We start from the raw sequence: 17,266 nt of genomic DNA, 5'->3' as shown, positions 1-17,266 counted from the left end.
GTCAGCCGTTCGGCCGATGCGAGGGCACCACGAGCCCGGCCTCGTAGGCGTAGACGACCACCTGCGCCCGGTCGCGCAGCCCCAGCTTGGCCAGCACCCGGCCCAGGTGCGTCTTGACCGTCGCCTCCGCCACCTCCAGCTCGGCGGCGATCTCCAGGTTGGAGCGGCCGCGCGCCACCATGAGCAGCACCTCGCGCTCGCGCGGCGTCAGCTCCGTCGCCGCCGCGGGCTCCTCCGCCGGCAGGAACGTGGCGAACCGGTCGAGCATCCGCTTCAGCGTCGTCGGCGCCATCACGGCCTCGCCCGCGTGCACCGACCGGATCGCCGTCACCAGCTCCGCCGTCGGCACGTCCTTCAGCAGGAACCCCGACGCGCCCGCCCTGATCGCCGCGAACGCGTACTCGTCGAGGTCGAACGTGGTCAGCACCAGCACCTTCGGGCCGGTGATGTGCTTGATCGCCTCGACGCCGTCCATGCGCGGCATCCGCACGTCCATCAGGACGACGTCCACCTCGACCGTGCGCAGCACCTCGATCGCCTGCTGGCCGTCGCCCGCCTCGGCCACCACCTCGATGCCGGGCTGCGCGCCCAGCACCATGCGGAACCCGGCCCGCAGCAACTGCTGGTCGTCGACCAGCATGACCCGTATCATCCGACGCTCCCCCTAAGCCGCTTTCGACTCGGCCGTAGGCAGCCGCGCCAGCACTTCGAACCCGCCACCCGCGCGCGGCCCGGCCGTGACCGCGCCGCCGTACATCGTGACCCGCTCCCGCATACCCACCAGCCCGTGGCCGCCCGTCTCGGTGGCCGGGGCGGCCGCGCCGCGCCCGTCGTCGGTCACCCGCACGACCAGCTCGGGGCCGCTGTAGCGCAGCTCGACCTGCGCGCGGACGCCCGGCCCGCCGTGCTTGAGCGCGTTGGTCAGGGCCTCCTGGACGATCCGGTAGACCGCCAGCTGCTTGCCCTCGGTCAGCTCGGTGCGCCGGCCCGTGACCCGCAGCCGCGCGGGCACGCCCGCCGCCCGGACCAGCTCGTCGAGCTGCGCCAGGCCGGGCTGCGGCGTGTAGTCGGTGCCGCCGTCGTCCTGCCGCAGCACGCCGACGAGCCGGCGCATCTCGGCCAGCGCCTCCCGGCCGGTCCTGGAGATCGTCCGCACGGCCTGCCGCGCCTGCTCGGGGTCGCTGTCGATGGCGTAGCCCGCGCCGTCGGCCTGCACGACCATGACGCTCACGTTGTGCGCCACCACGTCGTGCAGCTCCCTGGCGATCCTGGCCCGCTCGGCGGCGGCCGCCATCCGGGCCTGCTGGTCGCGCTCGCGCTCGGCGCGTTCGGCGCGCTCCTCCAGGCCCTCCAGGTAGCGGCGGCGCGTGCTCGCGTACAGGCCGGTCAGCCAGAGCGCCATCACGAAGATCGTGCTGGTGGTGAACATGCCCAGCGTCGGCGTGTCCCACTGCACCAGCGCCAGGAACACGCCCAGCTCGGCCACCATCAGCGCCGCCAGCGCCCACCGGAACGCGCACTGGTAGACCACCGACCACAGCGCCACCAGCACCGCCATGTTGGCCGGCAGCACCTCGATCTGGGCCGCCCACTGCGCGAAGCTGACCAGCGACACCACGGCGAACACCGCCAGCGGACGCCGCCGCCACAGCAACGGCAGCAGCAGCGCCAGCGTCAGCACCGCGTAGACGGGCGCGTTGAGCGGCGGCAGCGACCCGTCGGGCGCGTAGGTCAGGTAGGGCACGACGGGCAGCAGGCACAGCAGCGCGAGAGGAGCCACCCGCAGGGCGTCCATCAGCTTCACATGGCGCCTCGACCACGCCCGTACCCTGCCGAACACAACCATCACGATACGTAAACCCGGGAGTGGGGCGGCTCAGCCTTGAGAGTGAAGTACGCCTACGACCCTGGTCTTACACGGCTCCGGTCTTACGCGGGTCTTACGGCCCGGCAGGCAAAGTAGTCGTCGGGAGCACCCTCTGGGGTGAGTAAAGGGAGAGATCGTGATGGCGATCATGATCGCGAAGCCGGGTCGCGCGGAGACGAGGAAGCTCTGCGCGACCCGATCCGCTTGCGGGCCGCTGGGCTAGAGTCTCCCCCGGCCGAAAGATCCGAGACCGGGGACCCGCATGTCAGCGCACCACAACCGTCCGCAGGACCTCGTCGTCCTGGTGCCCGAAGAGCGCGGCCGCGCGGCCCTGTCCGCCGTCACCGGCCTGCGGCCCCTCCTGTACGACGTCGGGGCCCCGTTGCCGCCGGGAGCCGCCGAGGCCCGCGCGATGGTGGTGCCCTCGCGCCCGGTCGACCGCGTGCTGGCCCTGATCGGCGAGCTGCCCGAGCTGCGCCTCGTCCAGACGCTCAGCGCCGGCACCGACCAGTGGCAGGGCCGCCTGCCCGCCCACGTCGCCCTGTCCAGCGCCCGGGGCGCCCACGGCGCGGCGGTCGCCGAATGGGCCGTCGCCGCCCTCCTGTCCCTCTACAGGGACCTGCCGGGCTTCGCCGCCGACCAGGCCGCCGCCCGCTGGCGTCCCCGCATGGCCGAGTCGCTGGCGGGCAAGCGCGTGCTCGTGCTCGGCGCCGGTGACCTCGGCACGCAGCTCCGCGTCCGGCTGGAGCCGTTCGGCGCCCGCGTCACGATGGTGGCCCGCCGCGCCCGTGACGGCGTGCGTGCCCTGGACGACCTGCCGGGCCTGCTGCCCGCCCACGACGTGGTGGCGCTCATGCTCCCGCACACCCCGGCCACCCACCACCTGGCCGACAAGCGGTTCCTCGGCCGCATGCGCGACGGCGCCGTCCTCGTCAACGCCGCCCGCGGCCCCGTCGTCGACACCGACGCGCTGCTCGGCGAAACCCGCTCCGGGCGGCTGCGCGCCGTCCTCGACGTCACCGACCCCGAGCCGCTGCCCGGCGACCACCCGCTGTGGCACACGCCGGGCGTCATCATCACCCCGCACGTCGCGGGCACGGTCCCGCAGGCGGACGAACGCTCGTGGCAGGTCGCGGCCGACCAGCTCGCCCAATTCGCCCGGGGTGAGCAACCCGCGAATCTGGTCGGCTGACGCCAATTCTTCGCGTCCGTATTTCGGGGTGCCGCCGCGCCGAATAACCGGCCGGGTTTCGGCGCATCGCAATTCCGGGCGAACACATATCGGCCAATTGCCGGACGGTGTCATTGATGTGCGGGCGGGGGGACTCGAACCCCCACAGTGTCTCCACCAACAGGACCTAAACCTGCCGCGTATGCCTGATTTCGCCACGCCCGCGCAATCCCGCCAAAGGCGGGCCGTGAGTAGTTTAGCGCTCCGGCCACGCACCGGTGCCACGTCACCTACCGGCACGGACAAGGCGCGGTGCGTGTCAATTCACCCCGGGCGGGCTCCCGGATCGGAGCCCGCGGGGAGTGGTCAGGAGAGGCCGAGCTTCTTCTTCAGGCTCGCCACGTGCCCGGTGGCCTTCACGTTGTAGAGGGCCTGCTCGATCTTGCCGTCGGCGTCGATGACGAACGTGGAGCGGATGACGCCCACGACTTCCTTGCCGTAGAGCTTCTTGGTGCCGTACGCGCCGTACGCCTTGTGGATTTCCAGCCCCGGGTCGGACAGGAGCGGGAAGGTGAGCGCGTCGCGTTCGGCGAACTTGGCGAGCTTCTCCGGCTTGTCCTTCGACACGCCGAGGACGACGAAGCCGTCGGCGGTGAGCTGGGCGAGGCTGTCGCGGAAGTCGCACGCTTGCTTGGTGCACCCGGGAGTCATCGCGGCGGGGTAGAAATAGAGGATCACCCGCTTGCCTCTGTAGGCGTCGAGGGAGATCTCGTCGCCGCCGGCGGCGGGCAGCGCGAACTCGGGGGCGGCGTCGCCGGGGGCGAGCCTGGTCTCGGTCATGGGTCCTCCAGGAGTTTCTCCAGGAAAACCTACCTGGCCGCCCGCCGTGCCGTACGGCGTGCGGACCTGACAGACTGATCAGGACATGTGAGGGCACGGGCAGGAGCGCGGCCGAGAGGAGAGTCATGGCTGACACCGATCCCGATGAGCTGGAGCGGCGCATCGCGCGGACGCGGGCGGAGCTGGCGCAGACGGTCGACGCGATCGCCGACCGGGTGAGCCCGAAGCGTGTGGCCGAGCGCACGGTGGCGGATGTGAAGTCCCGGGCGGGGAGCCTCGCGGCTTCGGTCAGCGACGCGCTGGGGATGTCGCCTCGGCCGGTGGAGTTCGGTGACGACCCCGACCGGCTGTGGGACGACGAGGCGCCGAGCCTGGCGCCGGTGCTGATCGGCGTGGGCGCGGCGCTGGTGATCGGCGCGGCGGTGGTCCTGTGGCGGCGTCGCCGCCGGTGACCCGTCTCTAGGGGCCTCTAGAGGAAGGTGCGGCCCTCGCCTCTGTAGGTGGGGACGGTCTCGGTGAGCGTGTCGCCCTCGACGAGGTGGAGGGCGTCGAAGCGTTCGCACAGCTCGCCCGACTTCGCGTGCCGGAACCAGACGCGGTCGCCGGTGCGCAGGTCCTCGGCGGGCGCGCCGATGAGCGGGGTCTGCACCTCGCCCGCGCCCTCGTCGGGCGCGTAGCGCAGGCCGGCGGGCAGGTAGGGCTGCGGCAGGCGGCTGGGGCCGGGGGCGCCGGAGGCGAGATAGCCGCCGCCGAGCACGGTGACGATGTCGCGCGCGGGCCGCCGCACGACGGGGAGCGCGAACAGGGCCGCCGGGTGGCCGCTGAAGCGGCTGTAGAAGTCGAACAGCCGGGGATGGAAGAGCCCGGACCCGGCGGCGACCTCTGTGACGGCCTTCTCGCGTACGGTGCGCTCGATGGAGCCGGTGCCGCCGCCGTTGACGAACTCCAGGTCGGCGACCTGGCGCACGGCGTTGACGATGCGGCCGCGGCGCACGACGAGCTCGCGGGCCGACAGGGTCTGCATGGCCTTGACGAGCCGGGCGTACGCGGCGCGGGCCTGGGGGGCGTCGCCGACGCCGGCGATCTGGGCCTCGTACGCGAGCAGCCCGGTCAGGCGGTAGCCGGGACGTTTGGCGATGGCGGCGGCCAGGTCGGCGGCCTGGTCGGGCTCGCGGATGGGGGAGCGGAGCGCCCCCGCCCGAAATTTCCCACCAAAGGCCACAAATCCGGCGTCGATGTCCATACATATCCGGATCTCGTGGCGCGGGTGGACCCCCGCCACCGCATGGTCCATGAACGCCAGATGCTCCGCCGAGTCCACCGTCAGCGTGATCGCCGCCGCGGCCTCCGCCGAGCCCGCCAGCGCGGCCAGCGCCCGCCGGTCGGCCGTCGGATAGGCCACCAGGATGTCGCCGAACCCCTGCTCCGCCAGCCACAGCGCCTCGGGCAGCGTGAAGGCCATCAGCCCGCGGAACCCGTCCAGGGCCAGCACCCGCTCCAGCACCGCCCGCGAGCGCACCGACTTGGTGGCGACGCGGATCGGCTTGCCGGCGGCCCGCCGCACCAGGCTGCGGGCGTTGGCGCGCAGCGCCTCCAGGTCGAGGATCGCGAACGGCGGCTCAACAGCGGCCGTGGCCCGGTCGTAGCGCTGGCGGTCATCCATACCGGCAGCGTAATCCAGGTAAAACGGGCACGGCAGGGGTGCGCGCCCCCGGCGGGCAACCACGGCATATCCGCCCATTGATCGCCGGGCCCGTAATGATCCTGCAAACGGGCGGCGGGGGCGCGGTCGAGCCGGTCGGGGACCCGTGTACCTCTGGTCGTTGTGATGACCACGCTCCAGCAGATCCTGCCCGGTGCGGCCGTCGCCGCGCAGGACACCCCGCTCCGCAGGTCCAACCGGGTGCTCAGACCCGCGCGCACGCCCGCCGCGGTGGCCGTGGCCCTGGTGCTGACGGCCGCGCTCGGGCTGACCTGCGCCGAGGTGGTCGCGTCGCTGATGGGCCGGCCGCTCGGCTGGGTGCCGGTCAACGAGGCCGCCGAGCTGGCGTCCGCCTCCTCCTGGAGCGAGCTGGACGCCGTCGCGGTGGCGCTGGCGGGCACGGGTGCGGTGCTGCTGCTGCTCGCGCTGCTGCCCGGCCGCTCCCGGCTGGTCCCGGTGGAGACCACCGACCCGCTGATCGTCATCGGCATCACCCGCTCGGGCCTGCGCCGTACGCTGCGGGCCGTCGCCCAGGAGGTGGACGGCGTGCGCCGGGCCCAGGTACGGCTGCGCAGGCGGCGCATCGAGGTCACCGTCGTGACCGAGGGGGAGAGCTCGGGCACGATGCTCAGGCAGGTCGGCAACGCGGTGGGCGACCGCCTGGCGGGCGTGGGCACGCTGGCCGCGGGCGAGGTCGTGGTGCGGCTGCGCAGGAGGGGGCTGTGATGCGGCAGTACGCGGGCAACCGGATCGGCCTGGCCGTCGTCGGCGCGGTGCTGCTCGTGGCGGGCGGCTACGCCTGGCTGCGCGGCCACGACAAGCTGGCGGGGCTGCCGCCGAAGGCCAAGGTGCTGCCGGAGCGCACCGCGCGGGCGCTGGCCGAGCAGCCGTGGGCGCTGTGGGTGGTGGCGCTGGTGCTGCTGGTGCTCGCCCTGGTCACGCTGCGCTGGCTGCTGCTGAGCCTGGGCTGGGGGCGCTACGGCTCCCGGTCGGGCACCGGGACGGCGATGCTCTGCGTGGGGCTCAAGGACGTCGACGGCCTGGCCAGGGCGGGGGTGCGGGTCGTCGGCGAGGGGGCCAGGCTGCGCATCGGCCTGACCTGCCCGGCCGCCACGGACGTCGGCGCGGTCGTGGCCAAGCTGGACCGCGAGATCGTCAGCCGCATCCGCCGCGAGGTGCGCGACGACGACCTCGGCGCCGTCGTCCGCATCCACGTCCGGCGCTGAACGACCGCGCCGGTCATCACGCGCTCAGCACTCGATGACGTTGACCGCGAGGCCGCCGCGCGAGGTCTCCTTGTACTTGTCGAGCATGTCCCGCCCGGTGTCGCGCATGGTCTTGATGGCCTTGTCCAGCGACACGTGGTGGCGTCCGTCGCCGCGCAGCGCGATGCGGGCGGCGGTGATGGCCTTGATGGAGGCCACCGCGTTGCGCTCGATGCACGGGATCTGCACCAGCCCGCCGATGGGGTCGCAGGTCAGGCCCAGGTTGTGCTCGATGCCGATCTCGGCCGCGTTCTCCACCTGCTCCGGGGTGCCGCCCAGCACCTCGGTGAGGCCGGCGGAGGCCATCGAGCAGGCCGAGCCCACCTCGCCCTGGCAGCCGACCTCGGCCCCGGAGATGGAGGCGTTCTCCTTGAACAGCACGCCGATCGCGGCGGCCGTGAGGAGGAAGCGGACCACGCCCTCGTCGTCGGCGTTGGGGGTGAAGCGGGAGTAGTAGGTCAGCACGGCGGGGATGATGCCGGCCGCGCCGTTGGTCGGGGCGGTGACGATGCGGCCGCCGGCCGCGTTCTCCTCGTTGACGGCCAGCGCGAACAGGGAGACCCAGTCCATCGCCTGGAGCGGGTCGCGCTCGGCCGACTCGGTCTGCAGCCGCCGGTGCAGGCGGTTGGCCCGGCGCTTGACCTTCAGGCCGCCGGGCAGCACGCCCTCCTGCGAGATGCCCCGCTGGACGCAGTCGGACATGACCTGCCACAGGTGCAGGATGCCGGCGCGGATCTCGGCCTCGGAGCGGCCGAACGCCTTCTCGTTCTCCAGCATGAGCGCGGAGATCGACAGGCCGGTGTTGGAGCAGTGCTTGAGCAGCTCCTCCGCCGTGGTGAACGGGTAGGGCAGCACGGTGTCGTCGGGCTTGATGCGGTCGGCCCCGGTGGCCTTCTCGTCCACGACGAAGCCGCCGCCGACGGAGAAGTAGACCTTCTCCCGCAGCTTGGCGCCCGAATCGTCGAACGCGGTGAAGCGCATGCCGTTCGGGTGCTCGGGCAGCGAGATCTTCCGCTCGAAGACGAGGTCCTGGCCCACGACGAAGGGGATCTCGCGGACCCCGTACAGCGTGACGGTGCCGGAGTCGCGCATGGCGGCCAGCCGCTCGTCGATGCTGTCGACGTCCACCAGCTCGGGCTTCTCGCCCGACAGGCCGAGCAGGACGGCCTTGTCGCTGCCGTGGCCCTTGCCGGTGAGGCCGAGCGAGCCGTACAGGATGGCCTCGACGCGCGCGGTGCGCTCCAGCAGGCCGTCGTCGTTCAGGCCGCGCGCGAACTTGTGCGCGGCCGCCATCGGGCCGCCCGTGTGGGAGCTGGACGGGCCGATGCCGACCTTGAAGAGGTCGAAGACGCTGATCGCCATTGACGCGCCTTTCGGGAGGGCCGGGGCCCGCTACCGGGCCCCGGCGGTGCTGTCAGGAGTCGCCCGAGGTGAGGGCGGTGTATTCCTCGGGCGTCAGCAGGTCCTTCGGGTCGCCGTCCACGCGCACCCGGAACATCCAGCCGTCGCCGTAGGGGTCGCTGTTGGCCAGCGACGGGTCGTCCACCAGGGCCTGGTTGATCTCGACGACCTCGCCGCCGACCGGGCTGTAGATCTCGCTCACGGACTTGGTCGACTCGACCTCGCCGACCGAGTCGCCCGCCTCGATGACCGACCCGGCGTCGGGGAGCTGCACGAAGACGACGTCACCCAGAGCCTCGGCGGCGAACGCCGTGATGCCGATCGTGACGGTGATCCCGTCGTCGATCCCGGCAACCCACTCGTGCTCCTTGGTGTAGCTCAGGTCGTCAGGGATGTTGCTCACTTGTTCCTCCTGTAGAAGGGCAGCTCAACCAGGTCCACAGGTTCTTGGCTGCCCCGGATGTCCACGGCCAGACCTTCACTGACCCCGGTGTCGACGTACGCCAGCGCGATGGGCTTGCCCAGGGTCTGGGAAGGCGCCCCGCTGGTGACCTCGCCGACGACGGCACCGTCCTTGGTGACCGGGTACCCGTGGCGGGGCACCCGGCGGCCCCGCGCGACCAGGCCGACGAGCCGGCGCGCGGGAGCGGTGTCCTTGACCGCCTCCAGCGCCGACCTGCCGACGAAGTCGCCCGGCTTGTCGAATTTCACCACCCTGCCCAGCCCCGCGTCGAACGGGGTCAGCTCCGCGCTCAACTCGTTGCCGTACAGGGGCATGCCCGCCTCCAGGCGGAGCGTGTCGCGGCTGGACAGACCGGCGGGCTTGATCCCGTACGGCGCTCCGGCCGACGTCAGGGCGTGCCAGAGCGGCACGGCGTCCTCGTTGGCCACGAACAGCTCGAAGCCGTCCTCGCCGGTGTAGCCGGTGCGGGCGATGAGCGCCTGGCGCCCGTCGACGACGCCGGGCAGGCCGGCGTAGTACTTGAGCCCGGCCAGGTCGGCGTCGGTGAGCGTGGCGAGGATCTCCTGCGCGCGCGGGCCCTGCACCGCGATCAGCGCGTACTGCTCGGAGCGGTCCTCGACCACCGCGTCGTACGACTTGGCGCGGTTCTTCAGCTCCGCGTCGACCTTCGGGTAGTTGGAGGCGTTGGCCACGACCATGAACTCCTCGTCCCCGAGCCGGTAGACGATGAGGTCGTCGAGCACGCCGCCGCGCTCGTCCACGATCATGGTGTAGCGGGCCCGGCCCGTCGCCAGCGCCGACAGGTGGCCCACGAGCGCGTAGTCCAGCGCCTTGGCGGCCTGGGGGCCGGTCACGAAGATCTCGCCCATGTGGGAGAGGTCGAACAGCCCGGCTGCCTGGCGGACCGCGTTGTGCTCGGCGGACTCGCTGCCGTAGCGCAGCGGCATCAGCCAGCCGGCGAAGTCGGTGAGCGTGGCGCCGAGAGCCTCGTGGACGTCTCGCAGCGGTGTCGGTCGGGACATGGGTCGCACCTCAGGGCAGAGTCGGATGCCAGCATCCTCCCCCTCTGTCATCGATGCCTGAGAGCTTCGCCCGGGTTTTGCCGGACTTTCACCTTCGGCGAGGCCCACCGGCCTGCTTTCCAGAGGTCACCTCGGCCGTGCGGTCCTTTGCCTTGAGAGGTTCGCGGGGAGGGCTTGCTCCTTCAGGGGCCCTGACCGGCTGTCAGGGCGCTCTCCCGCACGGTTTCGTCGGTGATGTCCGCAAGCCTAGTGGGGTGACGGCGGTGTTGTCGCGCCCTGAACCGGGCGGACGCCGTACCCGTCGTAGAGGTATGAGACGGATGACCGCGTTCCTCGCGCTGGCGGTGGGCCTGGCGGCCTGCGGCGCCCAGGGCGGCGCCGCGCCCGCCGGGCCCACCGGGGCCACCGGGCCCACCGGGCCGCCCCCGCGCTACACGGCGACGGTGACCGTGCTGGAGGACGGGACGCACGGCCCGCAGATGTGCCGCGCGCTGCTGGAGTCGATGCCGCCCCAGTGCGGCGGCCCCGACGTGGTGGGCTGGGACTGGAGCAAGGTCCGCCACGAGTCGGCCGCGAGCACCCGCTGGGGCCTGTACGTGGTCACCGGCACCTGGGACGGTGCGCGGCTCACGCTCACCGAGCCGCCGCGCCCTGCCGAAGGGGGAGCGGACCGGCCGGACCGCATCGGGACGCCGTGCCCCGCGCCCGAGGGCGGCTGGAAGCCGGTCGACCCGGCCAGGACGACGCCGGACGCCATGAACGAGGCCATCGCCAGGGCCGGATCGGCCAAGGAGTTCGCCGGGGCGTGGATCGACCGGCTCGACCCGGACCCGCCGGAGGAGGGCGAGGACCACGCCCGCGACGTCGTGCTGAACCTGGCCTTCACCGGCGACCTGTCAGGCCGGGAGGCGTGGATCCGGGAGGTGTGGGGCGGCGCGCTCTGCGTCACCGGCGCGAAGCGGACGCGGGCCGAGCTCTACGGGATCCAGGAGCGGGTCATGGACGAGAAGGGCGTGCTGGAGGCCGCCACCAGCGAGACGCGCAACCGGGTGGAGGTGACCATGTGGCTGGCCACCCCCGAGCAGCGCGAGCGCCTGGCGGCCGCCTACGGGGACGCCGTCGTGGTGGAGGACGTCCTGAAGCCGGTCGGTTAGGTGGTGGCCGCGTGCGGGCCGGTCATGGCAGAGGCGGCCCGCACGCGGTGTCCAGGAGTGATCAGACGCGCGCCCACAGCGCGGGCACGTTGGACGGCTCCCAGCCCGGCAGGCTGGTGTGCGCCTGCAGGCACCTGTAGCTGGCGCCCTGGTAGGTGACGACGTCCCCGGCCGCGTACGAGGTGTACGCCACCCAGGTGCCGCCGCCCGTGTCGCCGGCCACGGTGAGCGAGAACGAGGCCGACCGGTCGGCGCTCGCCCCGTCGCCGTTGACGCTGATCGGGTAGGTGCCCGGCGCGGTGCCGGCGGTGGTGGCGATCGTGACCGTGGACGACTGGCCCGCGGTGATCGTCGCCGGGCTGAACGTGACGCTGACGCCGGCGGGCGCGCCGCTCGCCGAGAGCGTGACGCTCTGCGCCTGCCCGGAGCTGACCTGGGTGCTCACGGTCGTGGTGGCCGTGCCGCCCGGGTCGACCGACGCCGACGCCGGGTTCACCGAGATCGTGTAGTCGTCGGCGGGCGGGTTCTCCGAGCCGACCGCGAGCTTCCACAGCGCGTGCGCGATGGCGTCGGTGTTGCGGTCGAGCGCGGTGGTGTTGACGTTGGCCGGGTAGGTGTCGCACGCCCGGTGGTAGCAGCTGTCGAACGGCGCGTTCGCGGTGCCGCCCCACTTGGCCGCCTGGGCCGCCGTCTTGATCGCGCCCGCTCCGGTGGCCAGGCCGCCGACCCGCACCCCGGCGTTCTTGAACGAGGCGTGGTCGCTGCGCCCGTCACCCTCGCGGTCGGGGTCCGGCTGGACGCCGATCGAGGTGAAGTACTCGGTGAACGCCTGCCGCAGCGTGGCGTCGTCGTCGTAGACGAAGTAGCCGGCGTTCCTGGAGGAGATCATGTCGAAGTTCAGGTACGCCTCGACGCCCTGGGCGCCGCCGTTCTGCACGTAGTAGCGGGAGCCGACGAGGCCCTGCTCCTCCGCGCCCCACCAGCCGAAACGCACGTGCTTGGTGAGCGTCGGGTTCCTGGCGGCCAGCGTGAGCGCGACCTCCAGCAGCGCCCCGGAGCCCGAGGCGTTGTCGTTGATGGCCGCTCCGGCGCTGACGCCGTCGAGGTGCGCGCCGAGCATGAGAACCGGGCCGGCCGGACCGCCTCGCCAATCGGCGATCAGATTGCTGCCGCCGCTGAAGCTCTGCACCCGGGTGGTGTACCCGGCCGCGTCGAGCTTGCCCCTGATGTAATTCAGCGAGGCGGTGAAGCCCGGCCGGCCCGAGGCCCGATTGCCTCCGTTGGCGTTGGCGATCTGCTGGAACTGGGCCAGATGCGCCGTCACGTTGGAGATCGGGATGTCCGGGGCGGTCTCCGCGACGGCGTTCGCCGTCTGCGGCTGTAAGAAGGTCAGCGTCAGCGCGAGCGTCGCGACTGCGCCCATGGTGAGTTTCACGGTGTCCCGCCTGTCTGAGAAAAGGGGGGCGGCCACCCCGGCGTGGCCGCCCGGTCTTGAGGGGTCAGATCCGCTGCCAGAGAGCAGGCACCAGGTTCGGCTCCCAGCCGGGGAGGCTGGTGTGCGCCTGGAGGCATCGGTAGCTGGAACCCTGGTGGGTGACGACGTCCCCGGCCGCGTACGGGGTCCACGGAGCCCAGGCGTCGCCGCCCTGGTCACTGCCCACCGTCAGGGTGAACGTGGCCGTGCGGTCGACGCTGGCGCCGTCGGCGTTCAGCGTGATCGGGTACGTGCCCGGCGTGACGTTCGCCGTGGTGGCGACCGTGACCGTGGACGACTGGCCGGAGTTGATCGTCTGCGGGCTGAAGGTCACGGTGACGCCGGCGGGCGCGCCGCTCGCCGTCAGCGCGACGCTCTGCGCGTCGCCCGAGGTGATCTGGGTGGCCAGCGTGGTCGTGGCGGAGCTGCCCGGCTGCACCGACGCCGAGGACGGGGTCACGGTGACAGAGAAGTCGTCGGCGACCTCGCCGAGCTGCAGGTTGTAGGTCGCGGTCCGGTCCACGTCGGCGCCGTCGGCCGTCACGGTGATCGCGTGGGCGCCCTGCGGGCTGTTGGCGGAGGTGGTCAGCGTGAGCGTGGAGCTCTGGCCGGCCTGGATGGTGGCCGGGCTGAAGGAGGCGGTGACGCCCGAGGGCAGGCCGCTCGCCCGCAGCGTGATCGACTGCGCCGAGCCGCTGGTCACGGTCGTGCTGACGGTCGTGGTGGCCGTGCCGCCCGGCTGCGTGCTGCCGGAGGCGGGGTTCAGCGTCATCGAGAACTCGTTGCCCTGGTTGCAGGGCTGCTCGCCGGCCTGCGGGCGGACGTTGATGCCGTCCCAGGCGGCCTTGACGACGTTGTACTCGGCGCAGCCGGTGTAGAGCGTCCTGGCGGCGTTCAGCGTGGCGACGCGGGCCTTGGCGTGCGTCCACGGCTGCGTCTTGGCGTTGAGGCCGGTCATGAAGATCTCGCCGGCCTTGCGGATGCCGATGCCGGTGATCGCGCCGCCGCCGTCACAGCGGGTGCTGGCGGGCTTGCCCGCCGGGTTGGTGCCCTCGGCGACCAGGTAGAACCAGTGGTTCTGGGGCCCGGCCGCGGCGTGCACCTCGGTGTTCGGGATCTGGGCGCTGTAGCAGTTGGGGTGGTTGAGCGCCTGCGGGTTGTACATGTTGCGGATCGGGCCGTTGCCGGCCAGGTTGACCTTCTCGCCGACCAGGTAGTCGGCCGGGTCGCTGGCGTTGTTCGCGTACGCCTCGGTCAGGGCGCCGAAGATGTCGCCTGTCGACTCGTTCAGGCCGCCGGCCTCGTTGCCGCTGCCGGCGCCGCCGCCGCCGGAGAACTGGAAGACGCCGTGCCCGAACTCGTGGGCGACCACGTCGATGGAGGTGAGCTGGGAGCTGCCGGCCTGGTTGCGGCCGAAGTTGGCGTAGGAGCCGTACCAGTAGGCGTTGACCGCCGACAGGCCCACGCGCGCCGGGTAGCCGCCGCCCGAGCCGTTGACGCCGTTGCGGCCGAGCCACTCGCGCATCATGTCCCACTGCTTCTGGGCGCCGTAGAGGGCGTCCACGCAGGCGGTCTCCATGTTGGTGCCGCTGCCGTTGCCCCAGGTGTCGGTGGTCTTGGTGAACGGCTGGCCGTTCTGCCCGCCGCACTGCACGCCGGGACGGTTCGGGTCGCGCATCGTGTAGGACGGCGTGGTGTCGATGGAGACGGTGCCGACGTGGTGGCCGTTGCCGGTGCCCGCCCTGACCTCGTCCCAGGAGTCGACGACCTTGCCGGTACGCGCGTCCACGAACACGTGCAGGATGCTCGGGCGGTCGGCGGCGGTGACGACGACCTCCCAGGTGAGCTTGGGCGTCGCGGTGGCGGCGTGCACGACGAGCTTCGGCGTGGCGACGCTGGCCGCCTCGGTGCCGAGGTGCTTCCTGGCGGCGACGGCCGCGGCGGCCGCGGTGACGCGCGCCTTGACGCTCACGTCGATGGTGGCGCGCTGGCCGGTGGTGACCGTGTTGACGACCGCGCCGGACTCGTCGGTGCCCACGACGACGTCGCCGCCGTAGACGGGCAGGCCCTGGTGGGTCCGGGAGTAGGTGAGGAACTGCAGGCCGCGCACGCCGGTGACGGCGGACGAGAGCGTGAACTCGTCCTGCGCCGCCGCCTTGAGCGCCGCCGGCTCGGCGAGCATGAGGCTGGTCGCGGTGGTGAGCGCGTTGCGGCGTTCGTCCGGACCGGGGGGATCGGCCACCTGCATCGCCTGGGCGCTGGTGGCGCCCGCGAGCGTGCTGGTGATCAGGGCTAACGCGAGCGTGGCGGCAGCCCCCAACCTGAGTCTGGGGTTCACTCTCTGGCTCCTACGGGGGTGTGGAGTGGAAGAGCCCCGGCCGGCTGGGGTCACTCAAACCATGCCACCGCCAGTACGAAAACTGGTACCCAACATTTTCCTATAACGTCACGCTATGGCCATGATCAAGTGGCCCGTGGCGCTTCAACCAGGCCCGATAGGCGGGCGCCCGCACCGACTCCGCCCAGTACGTCTTCCGCACGGCCTGGACCAGGTCGGCCGCGGTCGCGGCGAGCGGGCCGCGGGCCGACCAGCCCAGCAGGTGCCGGAAGCGCAGCGGGGTCCCGGCCAGGGGGCGCAGCGTGACCCGGCCCCGGGGCGGCGCGGTCGCCTGGAAGAGGCCGACGCACCGGTCCTCGGAGATCAGGTCGAGCGCCACGTCGAGGTTGACGCCGTAGGACATGCGGGGCTCGAAGCCGCGCTCGGCGCAGGCGGCCCAGAAGTGCTCGCGCGGGCCCGCCTCGATCAGCGGCGGCAGCGCCCAGTCGGCGTCCGCCAGGTCGGCCAGCTCCACCTCCTCCTGCGCGGCCAGCGGGTGGTCGTGCGCCAGGCCAACGAACAGCGGCTCGGTGGCGACCACCGCGTAGACCGCGCCCTGCGGCGGTGACAGCTCGTGCCCCGGGTAGTCGTCCAGCGTGGCCAGCTCGATCCGCTCGGCGGCCAGCAGGCCGGGCAGCGGGTCCAGCGACTGCTCGGTGCGCAGGCTGACGTCGGCGTCGGGGAGCAGCGTGCGCAGGCTCTTGGCCACGTAGATCGCCAGCCGGGTGGGCGCGCAGCCGACCCGGATGCGGGCGTGCCCGGCGGCCTCGGCGCGGCGCAGGGTGTCGCGTTCCAGTTCCTCGAAGGCGGGCAGCAGCGACCGCGACCTGACCAGCAGCCACGCGCCGAGCGGGGTGGGCGTCGCGCCGTCCGGCCCGCGCTCGAACAGCGTGCCGCCGAGGCGTCGTTCGATCCGCTGGAGCTGGGCGGCCAGGGCGGGCTGGGACATCCCCAGGGCGCCGGCGGCGCGGGAAATGCTGCCGGTGTCGGCGATCGCGCACAGCACCCGGAGGTGGCGCACCTCGAGTTCCACGCTTCGAGCTTAAAAGTAAAGAAGCTTTCCAGTAAGGCCCAATCAGGGACAGGCCGCGACCAGAGCCTCGAACAGCTCGCATCCCGTGGCCGCCTCCGGATGCCACTGGACCGCCACGGCGAACGGACGGGAGTCCAGCTCGACGGCCTCGACCGTGCCGTCGTCCGCCGTGGCCGTCACCGCCAGCCCGGCCGCCAGGCGGTCCACGGCCTGGTGGTGATAGTGCGGCACGTCCACCGGGCCGTCGCCGAGCGCCTTCGCCACCCGGCTGCCCGCCACCGGCCGGACCGGCGACCACCCGAACGCGCCCGGCGCGGGGGAGTGGCCGGTGTGCCCGACGACATCAGGCAGATGCTGGTGGAGCGTGCCGCCGAGCGCCACGTTCAGCACCTGGAGCCCCCGGCACACGCCCAGGAACGGCAGCCCGGCGTCCAGCGCCGCCGCCAGCAGCGCGAACTCCGCCTCGTCGCGGAACTCCCGTACGTATCCCGTCCGCTCGTCCTGCGGCGCGCCGTAGCGTGCCGGGGCGATGTCGCCGCCGCCCGCCACGATCAGCCCGTCCAGCCGCGCGACCAGCCCGGCGGGCGCGCCGGCGGGCGGCAGCACGACCGGCTGGCCGCCCGCCCGCACGACCTGCTCCACGTACGCGTACGGCAGCAGCGCCGCCGTCGTCTCCCACACCGTGTAGCGCGCGGGCTCGACGTAGCAGGTGACGCCGATGACCGGACGGCTCACAGCGGCGTCACGTACGCGCCGGAGATGCCGCCGTCGACCAGGAACTGCGACGCGGTGATGAACGAGGCGTCGTCGCTGGCCAGGAACGCCACCGCGGCCGCGATCTCCGACGCCTCGGCGAAGCGCCCGATCGGCACGTGCACCAGGCGGCGCTGGGCGCGCTCCGGGTCCTTGGCGAACAGCTCCTGGAGCAGCGGCGTGTTGACCGGCCCCGGGCACAGCGCGTTGACCCGGATGCCCTCGCGGGCGAACTGGACGCCGAGCTCGCGCGACATCGACAGCACCCCGCCCTTGGAGGCGGTGTAGGAGATCTGCGAGGTGGCCGAGCCCATCACCGCGACGAACGAGGCCGTGTTGATGATCGAGCCCTTGCCCTGGCGGCGCATGTACTCCAGGGCGTGCTTGCAGCACAGGTAGACGCTGGTCAGGTTGACCTCCTGGACCCGCCGCCAGGCGTCGAGGCCGGTCTCCAGGATGGAGTCGTCGTCCGGCGGCGAGATGCCCGCGTTGTTGAACGCGACGTCCACGCTGCCGTAGGTCTCGAACGCCGTGCGGAACAGCCGCTCGACGTCCTCCTCGCTGGTCACGTCCGCCTTGACGAACAGGCCGCCGACCTCGGCCGCGGCCTTGACGCCCGCCTCCTCGTCGATGTCGGCGCACACCACGCGGGCGCCCTCCTGGGCGAACCGGCGCGCGGTGGCCAGGCCGATGCCGCTGCCGGCCCCGGTGATGACGGCGACGCGGTCCTGCAAACGCTGCATG

General features: G+C 72.6%; 17 protein-coding genes, 1 tRNA gene and 1 riboswitch. Of the genes, 5 read left to right on the top strand and 13 right to left on the bottom strand.

The annotated features are described in order from the left end of the window. Position 1: 1 nt before the first annotated feature. Both ACBI99_RS33895 and ACBI99_RS33890 read right to left on the bottom strand, forming a co-directional pair. Positions 2-652, bottom strand: coding sequence for a response regulator transcription factor (locus tag ACBI99_RS33895; RefSeq protein WP_219510395.1), 651 nt, complete (start codon positions 650-652; stop codon positions 2-4). A gap of 12 nt (positions 653-664) precedes the next feature. Beyond that, entirely contained in the window at positions 665-1,795 is a 1,131-nt protein-coding gene (locus ACBI99_RS33890; protein WP_219510426.1) for a sensor histidine kinase, read from the bottom strand. A gap of 334 nt (positions 1,796-2,129) precedes the next feature. Between ACBI99_RS33890 and ACBI99_RS33885 the strand changes: the two genes are divergently transcribed. Then, a complete protein-coding gene (locus ACBI99_RS33885; protein WP_375074321.1) occupies positions 2,130-3,059 on the top strand; it encodes a 2-hydroxyacid dehydrogenase in 930 nt (309 codons plus the stop codon). 119 nt (positions 3,060-3,178) lie between these two features. On the opposite strand, the gene ACBI99_RS33880 is transcribed toward ACBI99_RS33885, so the two are convergent. Both ACBI99_RS33880 and bcp read right to left on the bottom strand, forming a co-directional pair. Further along, positions 3,179-3,263 (bottom strand) — tRNA-Leu (locus ACBI99_RS33880). Between the two features lie 141 nt (positions 3,264-3,404). Then, the gene (gene bcp, locus ACBI99_RS33875) at positions 3,405-3,878 is read right to left on the bottom strand and encodes a thioredoxin-dependent thiol peroxidase (RefSeq protein ID WP_219510397.1); all 474 of its coding nucleotides are present in this window, start codon (positions 3,876-3,878) and stop codon (positions 3,405-3,407) included. A 125-nt stretch (positions 3,879-4,003) separates the two neighbouring features. On the opposite strand from bcp, the gene ACBI99_RS33870 reads away from it, so the two are divergent. Next, the gene (locus ACBI99_RS33870) at positions 4,004-4,330 is read left to right on the top strand and encodes a DUF3618 domain-containing protein (RefSeq protein WP_219510398.1); all 327 of its coding nucleotides are present in this window, start codon (positions 4,004-4,006) and stop codon (positions 4,328-4,330) included. A gap of 17 nt (positions 4,331-4,347) precedes the next feature. On the opposite strand, the gene ACBI99_RS33865 is transcribed toward ACBI99_RS33870, so the two are convergent. Further along, entirely contained in the window at positions 4,348-5,541 is a 1,194-nt protein-coding gene (locus tag ACBI99_RS33865) for an amino acid deaminase/aldolase (protein WP_375074320.1), read from the bottom strand. A 165-nt stretch (positions 5,542-5,706) separates the two neighbouring features. Between ACBI99_RS33865 and ACBI99_RS33860 the strand changes: the two genes are divergently transcribed. Beyond that, positions 5,707-6,306 (top strand): DUF6286 domain-containing protein, encoded by a 600-nt coding sequence (locus tag ACBI99_RS33860; RefSeq protein WP_219510400.1) that lies wholly within the window; start codon positions 5,707-5,709, stop codon positions 6,304-6,306. Next, positions 6,303-6,806, top strand: coding sequence for a hypothetical protein (locus ACBI99_RS33855; RefSeq protein WP_219510401.1), 504 nt, complete (start codon positions 6,303-6,305; stop codon positions 6,804-6,806). The genes ACBI99_RS33860 and ACBI99_RS33855 overlap by 4 nt, the downstream gene beginning before the upstream one ends. A gap of 24 nt (positions 6,807-6,830) precedes the next feature. Here ACBI99_RS33855 and ACBI99_RS33850 read toward each other — a convergent pair whose 3' ends face one another. Genes ACBI99_RS33850 through gcvT form a run of 3 tightly spaced genes read right to left on the bottom strand, consistent with a single transcriptional unit; the run spans position 6,831 to position 9,731 of the window. After that, on the bottom strand, positions 6,831-8,207 hold the full coding sequence (locus ACBI99_RS33850) for an L-serine ammonia-lyase (RefSeq protein ID WP_375074319.1): 1,377 nt from the start codon (positions 8,205-8,207) through the stop codon (positions 6,831-6,833). Between the two features lie 52 nt (positions 8,208-8,259). After that, entirely contained in the window at positions 8,260-8,649 is a 390-nt protein-coding gene (gcvH, locus tag ACBI99_RS33845) for a glycine cleavage system protein GcvH (RefSeq protein WP_219510403.1), read from the bottom strand. Beyond that, positions 8,646-9,731: a glycine cleavage system aminomethyltransferase GcvT gene (gcvT, locus tag ACBI99_RS33840; RefSeq protein ID WP_375074318.1), complete on the bottom strand. Its 1,086-nt coding sequence runs from the start codon at positions 9,729-9,731 to the stop codon at positions 8,646-8,648. The genes gcvH and gcvT overlap by 4 nt, the downstream gene beginning before the upstream one ends. A gap of 130 nt (positions 9,732-9,861) precedes the next feature. After that, positions 9,862-9,959, bottom strand: a riboswitch (glycine riboswitch). A gap of 92 nt (positions 9,960-10,051) precedes the next feature. Between gcvT and ACBI99_RS33835 the strand changes: the two genes are divergently transcribed. Continuing rightward, the gene (locus ACBI99_RS33835) at positions 10,052-10,885 is read left to right on the top strand and encodes a hypothetical protein (RefSeq protein WP_375074317.1); all 834 of its coding nucleotides are present in this window, start codon (positions 10,052-10,054) and stop codon (positions 10,883-10,885) included. Between the two features lie 61 nt (positions 10,886-10,946). Here the strand turns inward: ACBI99_RS33835 and ACBI99_RS33830 are convergent, their stop codons facing one another. The 5 genes from ACBI99_RS33830 to ACBI99_RS33810 form a co-directional block, all read right to left on the bottom strand. Continuing rightward, positions 10,947-12,308 (bottom strand): M28 family peptidase, encoded by a 1,362-nt coding sequence (locus tag ACBI99_RS33830; protein ID WP_357591260.1) that lies wholly within the window; start codon positions 12,306-12,308, stop codon positions 10,947-10,949. Between the two features lie 76 nt (positions 12,309-12,384). Next, on the bottom strand, positions 12,385-14,697 hold the full coding sequence (locus ACBI99_RS33825; protein ID WP_375074316.1) for a M4 family metallopeptidase: 2,313 nt from the start codon (positions 14,695-14,697) through the stop codon (positions 12,385-12,387). Positions 14,698-14,797: 100 nt separating this feature from the next. Next, positions 14,798-15,769 carry a LysR family transcriptional regulator gene (locus tag ACBI99_RS33820; protein ID WP_308126019.1) on the bottom strand — a complete coding sequence of 324 codons (972 nt, stop codon included), beginning with the start codon at positions 15,767-15,769 and terminating at the stop codon, positions 14,798-14,800. Positions 15,770-15,811: 42 nt separating this feature from the next. Next, positions 15,812-16,504, bottom strand: a complete 693-nt coding sequence (locus tag ACBI99_RS33815) for a gamma-glutamyl-gamma-aminobutyrate hydrolase family protein (protein WP_357591258.1) — start codon at positions 16,502-16,504, stop codon at positions 15,812-15,814. After that, positions 16,501-17,265 carry a 3-oxoacyl-ACP reductase gene (locus ACBI99_RS33810; protein WP_219510409.1) on the bottom strand — a complete coding sequence of 255 codons (765 nt, stop codon included), beginning with the start codon at positions 17,263-17,265 and terminating at the stop codon, positions 16,501-16,503. Before ACBI99_RS33810 ends, ACBI99_RS33815 begins: the two co-directional genes overlap by 4 nt. Position 17,266: the final 1 nt, after the last annotated feature.

Origin of the sequence: Nonomuraea sp. ATR24 (assembly GCF_041950485.1) — a bacterium.
GTDB classification, from domain to species: Bacteria; Actinomycetota; Actinomycetes; order Streptosporangiales; family Streptosporangiaceae; genus Nonomuraea; species Nonomuraea ceibae.
The sequence above is the reverse complement of the archived record's forward strand: the minus strand, read 5'-3'. Positions and strand labels throughout refer to the sequence as shown.